Annotated in this window: 5 protein-coding genes; all 5 read left to right on the top strand. The window is 36.6% G+C overall.

The window, feature by feature from the left end; all coding sequences use genetic code 11:
* Nucleotides 1-148: 148 nt before the first annotated feature.
* Entirely contained in the window at nt 149-928 is a 780-nt protein-coding gene (locus tag EJN67_RS13790; RefSeq protein WP_129725007.1) for a zinc dependent phospholipase C family protein, read from the top strand.
* Between the two features lie 71 nt (nt 929-999).
* A complete protein-coding gene (locus tag EJN67_RS13785) occupies nt 1,000-1,620 on the top strand; it encodes an HAD-IA family hydrolase (RefSeq protein WP_129725006.1) in 621 nt (206 codons plus the stop codon).
* Nucleotides 1,621-1,704: 84 nt separating this feature from the next.
* Complete coding sequence (locus tag EJN67_RS13780) at nt 1,705-2,712, top strand: lysylphosphatidylglycerol synthase transmembrane domain-containing protein (RefSeq protein WP_129725005.1); 1,008 nt, start codon at nt 1,705-1,707, stop codon at nt 2,710-2,712.
* 58 nt (nt 2,713-2,770) lie between these two features.
* Nucleotides 2,771-3,340: a LemA family protein gene (locus EJN67_RS13775; protein ID WP_129725008.1), complete on the top strand. Its 570-nt coding sequence runs from the start codon at nt 2,771-2,773 to the stop codon at nt 3,338-3,340.
* 12 nt (nt 3,341-3,352) lie between these two features.
* A complete protein-coding gene (locus EJN67_RS13770; protein ID WP_129725004.1) occupies nt 3,353-4,147 on the top strand; it encodes a TPM domain-containing protein in 795 nt (264 codons plus the stop codon).
* Nucleotides 4,148-4,372: the final 225 nt, after the last annotated feature.

The raw sequence follows: 4,372 nt of genomic DNA, 5'->3' as shown, positions 1-4,372 counted from the left end.
CCTCAGTAGCTCAACGGTGGAGCACTCGGCTGTTAACCGAGGGGTTGTTGGTTCGAATCCAACCTGAGGAGCCATTTATTTTTGGTAAAAGTCATGCATATTTATATATGTATGACTTTTTATTTTTTGGGGATAGGAAGTGTTTTATGTGTCAAGTGAAAGAAATTTGATATACCATATTGCAAATGGAGGTGACGGTCTAGTCGGAGAAGGGATAGATTTTCATTGGCGAAATGATGTAAAAAATAGGGGTGGTGCAACTATACAATGGAAAGGCGGTGGAGTAAACCATACGCACCAATTTATAGCTGCTCGGGCTATACTCATGCTTGAAAATAGTATTGGATATGATGTATTTTATAAAGGGGATTGTGGTATTATTATGATGCAAAATTCAGATTGGCCAGATAAATATGAAAATGACGGTGGAACCTATGCAGGGCATTTCTATGATCCTACAACTGCACGAAATTATACAGGGGCATCAGAACCTACAGCTAGAACCCGATTCATATACTGGGCTAATGAAGCTGCACTTAATTACTATAGAGATATGAAATACGCAATGGCATCACTTGGGAGGGCTATACACTACCTTTCAGATCTATGTGAACCCCACCATTCTAGAAATTTCACAGTCATGAATTCTGACCACGCTGAATTTGAAAAATGGGTGGATATAAGGAGAGCCAACTACATAAGGACATATTTACCAAAATATGGTAATGATTATTTAGATACATGGTCTCAGTGGCTCGAAAAGATTGCAGATCTATGTGCCTCGTCTGGCAGGATTGTTAAATGGAATTTTTTATTATCTGCTTCAATAAGGGATTATGATGCTGCAGCTAAAATCACCCTTGGTATGGCACAGGAGTATGCAGTTATATTTCTAACATGTTTCCTTAATGAGGTAGGGCAAATATAGTGTATGATAGTAGTTATAAGAAATGGAGTATGCTATAATAAACTATATACAAAAGAGGAAAGGCAGAGATAATGATGTTTACAGATATTATATGGGATTTTGACGGTACGCTTTTTGACACCTATCCACCTATGACAGAGGCTTTTTATAAAGCACTTAAGGAATATGGAATAGAAGAAGATAAGGAGGAGATACTTAGAAAACTAAAGATATCAGTAGGCAATGCTGCGGATTTCTTTAGGGATAAATATGAATTAGGAGAAGAGCTGGTTAGTCGATTCTGGTTTTACGAAAAGAATATGGATAAACACAGCATACATCTATTTCAAGATGTAAAGGAAGTATGTAGTAGGATAAAGGCTACAGGTCGAAAGAATTATATATATACCCATAGGGGAGATTCTACTTTTGAATATCTAAATATCAATGGAATGGATGATCTTTTTGATGTTATCGTAACAAAGAGCCAGGGATTAAGGGGAAAACCCCATGGAGATGGATTTATATATATAATTGAAAAGTATGATCTAGATAGAAAAAATGTATTATGTATAGGAGATAGGGATATAGATATATTAGCGGCAAAGGATGCACAAGTATCATCATGCTTTTTTATAAGTAATGGATGTGAAGGTACAGTTGAGGCGGATTTTAAGATATACAAAATGGAGCAATTGCTGGAAATACTTTAAGCAAATGTATTATTGACTTTAAATAATCCTTGCTGTAATATTACATGGTATGTAAGATATTTTTATTTTGCAGGGGAAGAGTATATGGACAAAAAAGAAAAATGGAATATTATATATTTACTTATAAACTTGGGTATATTAGCTTTTATTGCCTTCTCAAATCCAGAAATAAAGAATATACCTGATGCCATCAATAGAATAAATATATATTGGATTTTAGGAGGCTTTTTATTTACATTCCTATTTTGGGCGTTTGATGCACTGGCCCTTAGGGATGTGACTAATTTTACTAGCCATAGACTGGATTTTAATCAGGCGTTTAAGGTGACAATGGTAGGAAAATATTATACCGCTATTACCCCTTTAGGGAGTGGTAGCCAACCGGCCCAGATTGTATATATGGGTAAGTATGGGGTACCTGCAGGGCTTTCCGTATCCATGCTTATGATAAAGTTTTGGGTGCACCAGATAGGTATGGGTATATTCTCCATTATAGCATTTATCATGAAGGGAAGATTTATAAAAAGTTATTCTCCAATAATGTTTGGGGCGTGCGTAGTGGGCTTTATATTTTCCATGGGAGGACCGCTTTTCTTATATATATTATCTGCAAAAGAGGGGCTTTTAAATACTATATTTGATGTGAGTGTAAAGTTTTTAAAGAAGAAGAATATTATAAAAGAGGATGAGCACTTTACAGAAAAAATAGCTGATAATATAACCCAGTATTCTAATACGGTAAGGCTATTGCGAGCCAATAGGAAATCACTCATAAGGCCCTTTTTTGTCACTATCTTAGAGCTGCCATGTTATCTTGGTATACCATATTTCATATACAGAAGCTGTGGATTTTCATCTACAGGTATGTGGGATTTTATACTTGTAAATATATTCTTATATTTTGCAGTGTCTTTCGTGCCTACACCAGGAGCTGCAGGTGCGTCAGAAGGTGGATTTTTTGCTTTATTTGATCTCTTTTTCCCAAAGGATTATATACTTTTAGCTATGCTCCTTTGGAGACTTTTGAGCTACTATGCAATGCTCATAGTAGGCGGTTGTGTGATACTTGTTGATACAGTTAAAAAGCGATAGATTTGGTTTACAAAAGAGGATAAAACAGCATTTACTAGCAGTTAGGAAGGAGATAGATATGGAAAGAAATAAAACTAAATGGATAGTAATTGGTATAATAGTTTTAATACTTGTTATCAACATAATAAGCGGATATAACAGACTGGTAAATTTAAACGAGGATGTTGAAAACAAATTAAGTCAGGTAGACAATCAGCTTCAACGTAGAAATGATTTGATACCCAACTTGGTGGAAACGGTAAAGGGATTTGCGGCTCAGGAAAAGGAAGTACTAAAGAATGTAACTGATGCACGGACAAAGCTCTCAGGTGCTTCTACATTGGAAGAGAAGGCAGAGGGTGATGCAGAACTTACCAATGCATTATCAAGATTGCTAGTGGTAGTGGAAAATTACCCTGAGTTAAAATCTGATGCAAACTTCAGGCAGTTATCTGATAATCTTGAAAATACTGAAAATAGAATATCAATTGCAAGACGGGACTATAATGATGCTGCAAAAAATTATAATACTGCCATAAGACGTTTCCCAGGAAATATACTGGCTAAAATGTTTGGATTTGAAAAGGTTGAATATTTTAAGGCACAGGAAGGTGCAAAAGATGTGCCTAAAGTAGATTTTGGCAAGTAAGGGGCATCTATAATGAAGAAAAGCCTATTGGTTGTATTACTAATTGCCATATCGATTTTGCCTGTATCTTGTATTGCTATGGCATCGGAAAACGCCATTCCATCTCCTACAAAGGAGTTTTATATAAATGACTATGCAGATGTTTTGGATAGCGATACAGAAGAATATATATTAAACCATAGCATGGATCTGGAACGACAAACCGGTGCCCAGATAGTAGTTTTAACCATAGACAGCCTAAATGATGAGCCTCTTGAAGATTTCTCCATTGATGTGCTTCGCAGTTGGGGTATAGGGCAAAAGGATGAGGATAATGGAGTGCTTATACTCTTGGTTGCAGGTGACAGAAAATCACGTATAGAGGTAGGGTATGGACTGGAGGGTGCATTAACTGACGGTAAGACCGGAAGGATCCAGGATGAATATATGTTGCCTTATTTTAAGTCTGGAGATTATTCAAGTGGTATACTAGAGGGTTACAGGTCTGTACTAATGGAAATATATAAAGAATATGATATTGAGCCTGAAGAAATAGATGATATATCTCCACAACCTGCTCCTTCGCTGGATGGAGAAGTAGATGGAAATGGAGGCTATATATTACTATTTGTAGTGATTGTTTTATTATTGGATAGGGCTTTTTTAGGAGGAGCATTATTCAGATTTCTTATGTACCTGTTTTTTTCCGGTCGTGGTGGTCCAAGAGGTGGAGGAAGTGGCTGGAGTGGTGGAGGCGGCGGAAGCTGGGGCGGTAACTCCGGCGGAGGCGGTTCTGGAGGCGGAGGCGGGAGCTCCCGTAGTTGGTAATTTGTTCGTTTCTATAGTGACAAAAAGTTAGTGTAAAGTTACCGTAGGGAATTAGAGTAATAAATTACCATAAGAATTGAAAAGAAGATGACATCCTATTAATATATTATTCACTATAATAAACAACTAACGAAAGGATGACATCTTCTATGTACAATAGTATACAACATTTTAACGAGTTTGGGGTAAGGAAAATCGAAAAAAAGGTAAAAACCTTTGTAAGGG

The sequence above is a fragment of the Xylanivirga thermophila genome, from assembly GCF_004138105.1.
Lineage (GTDB): Bacteria > Bacillota > Clostridia > Caldicoprobacterales > Xylanivirgaceae > Xylanivirga > Xylanivirga thermophila.
Note: the sequence above shows the minus strand (reverse complement) of the source record. Positions and strands in the feature narration are given on the sequence as shown.

Excerpts from the sequence above, each read along its gene's own strand:
- EJN67_RS13785 (WP_129725006.1), top strand. The coding sequence starts at position 1,000 with ATGATGTTTACAGATATTATATGGGATTTTGACGGTACGCTTTTTGAC.
- EJN67_RS13770 (WP_129725004.1), top strand. The coding sequence starts at position 3,353 with ATGAAGAAAAGCCTATTGGTTGTATTACTAATTGCCATATCGATTTTG.
- EJN67_RS13775 (WP_129725008.1), top strand. The coding sequence starts at position 2,771 with ATGGAAAGAAATAAAACTAAATGGATAGTAATTGGTATAATAGTTTTA.
- EJN67_RS13780 (WP_129725005.1), top strand. The coding sequence starts at position 1,705 with ATGGACAAAAAAGAAAAATGGAATATTATATATTTACTTATAAACTTG.